The 1,886-nt window shown below is 63.4% G+C and carries 3 protein-coding genes; 1 reads left to right on the top strand and 2 read right to left on the bottom strand.

The window, feature by feature from the left end; all coding sequences use genetic code 11:
* Positions 1–387, bottom strand: a 387-nt coding sequence (locus tag EN906_RS32585; RefSeq protein ID WP_164777546.1) for a DMT family transporter, incomplete at its 3' end; no start/stop codon positions are given.
* Between the two features lie 190 nt (positions 388–577).
* On the bottom strand, positions 578–985 hold the full coding sequence (locus tag EN906_RS32580) for a DUF2000 family protein (protein WP_127266505.1): 408 nt from the start codon (positions 983–985) through the stop codon (positions 578–580).
* 49 nt (positions 986–1,034) lie between these two features.
* Between EN906_RS32580 and EN906_RS32575 the strand changes: the two genes are divergently transcribed.
* A partial coding sequence (locus tag EN906_RS32575) for an AraC family transcriptional regulator (RefSeq protein WP_164777545.1) occupies positions 1,035–1,886 on the top strand: 852 nt, incomplete at its 3' end.

Here is a 1,886-nt window from a genome sequence, read left to right as displayed (position 1 = left end):
GGTGATGATGAGGACGCCGGCAAAGGCCGCCAGGATGGCCAGCCAGCGCCGCCAGCCGGCCCACTCGCCAAGCAGCGGACCGGCCAGTGCCGTGATCACCATCGGCCCGAAGAAATAGATCGAGGTGGTCTCGGCCAGTTGCAGGGATTTGAGCGCCAGGACATTGAATATGGTCGATCCGAACAGGAACGCCCCGCGCAGGATATGCGCCGGCAGATTGACCGGACGAAACCGCACCGGTTGGCGCCAGCCGCGCAGCAGCGCGCCGACCAGCACGACATGCACGGCAAAGCGCACCCAGGCAACGACCAGCACGGAAACGCCTGCAAGGACGAGGTATTTGCTTGATGTGTCGAGGAAGGTGAAGAAGACATAGGTGGAAAGCATGCACACGATCGCCACCGGGGGCGTCGCGCTTTCTACATGTCTTTGGGGAGCACTCACTTGCAGGCCGGGTGGGAAGCTGGGCTGGAGCCCACCTTTGCGGGAATTGCCGGCTCCCGGCAAGCCAATTGTCGACTGCCGCGACATGAAAGCCTGCTGGCACAACAAGAGCCGCCGGCAGGTAGTGCCCTGGCTAGGCGTGCATGCGGGCGCCCTTGGTGATCTTGTCGACCAGCTTCTTGTCGGCGCGAAGCGCGATCCCGACCACCTTGGCGTCTTCAGGCGCGAATTCGGCGAAGACGGCGCGATTAGCCGCGTCAAAGCCGGTCGAAAACATTTCCTCGACATAGAGCGGGGTGGTCACGCCGCGCTCCAGCGTGCGCCGGTGGATCGTGCCCAGCGTCGTCTGGTCGGCGGACAAAACGATGACCGGCTGGATCGACAGCGGGTTGTAGAGATTGCCGGCGCGGTCGCGATAGGGTTCACCGATGATATCCGGAAACTGCGCGACGATGCCGCTGGTCAGGAAGGCGGTGACGTTGAGTTTCTGCCAGACCGGCAGATCCTCCCGGAGCACGATTGCAAATTTCGTATCGAACATGAGACACTGGCCATTCGGTTTGTGCCCCAATGCGAGGCTGAAGGAGACGATGTCGCACGATCTAGACAGCCAGGCCTTCAGGGGTCTTGGACGTTTGTGCGTCGATGCAGCGGAAAACTGCATCATCTCGGCCTCCGACCCCGCCGGCATGGAGCGTATTGAGGCGCGTTTCCATGGCAGCGCGTTCGACCTGCATCGCCACGACACCTACTCGATCGGGGTGACGCTGCACGGGGTGCAGACGTTTCGCTATCTCGGCGCTGCGCGCCACAGCCTGCCCGGCCAGATCATCGTGCTGCATCCCGACGAGTTGCACGACGGCGGTGCCGGCACCGAGGACGGATTGCGCTACCGGATGCTCTATCTGGAGCCGTCGCTGATGCTCGACTGCCTCGGCGGCGCTTCGCTGCCTTTTGTCAGGGATGGCGTGGTGACGGACGCCGCCTTTTGCGCAACGTTGCTTTCGGCGCTGGGGCCGCTGGAGCAGGAACTCGACGAGCTGTTCGTCGACGACTTCCTGGCGCAACTGATGCAAAGCCTGACACGGCATGGCGGCCAGTCGGCGAAGCCGATGACCAGGACGGCGTGGCGGGCGGCTGCGCTGGCGCGCGACTATCTCACGGAAAACCTGAACCGGCCGGTGCGTTCCGGCGAACTGGAAGCTGTAACCGGGCTTGATCGCTATGCCTTGTCACGGCATTTCCGTGCCGCTTTCTCCACCAGTCCACATCGCTTCCTGGTGATGCGCCGGCTTCAGCGGGCGCGGCGGATGATCGCCGCCGGCGAACCGTTGGCACAGATCGCGGTCGAAGCCGGCTTCAGCGACCAGAGCCATTTCACAAGGCAATTCAAGAAGGCGTTCGGCATGACACCGGGACGCTGGTCGTCGCTGATCCAGGGC

The organism is Mesorhizobium sp. M7A.F.Ca.CA.004.06.1.1 (assembly GCF_003999135.1).
In the GTDB taxonomy this organism is placed as follows: domain Bacteria; phylum Pseudomonadota; class Alphaproteobacteria; order Rhizobiales; family Rhizobiaceae; genus Mesorhizobium.
Note: the sequence above shows the minus strand (reverse complement) of the source record. Positions and strands in the feature narration are given on the sequence as shown.

Bases quoted from the DNA above. Each gene is read 5' to 3' on its own strand.
- EN906_RS32580 (WP_127266505.1), bottom strand. From the start codon at position 985: ATGTTCGATACGAAATTTGCAATCGTGCTCCGGGAGGATCTGCCGGTC.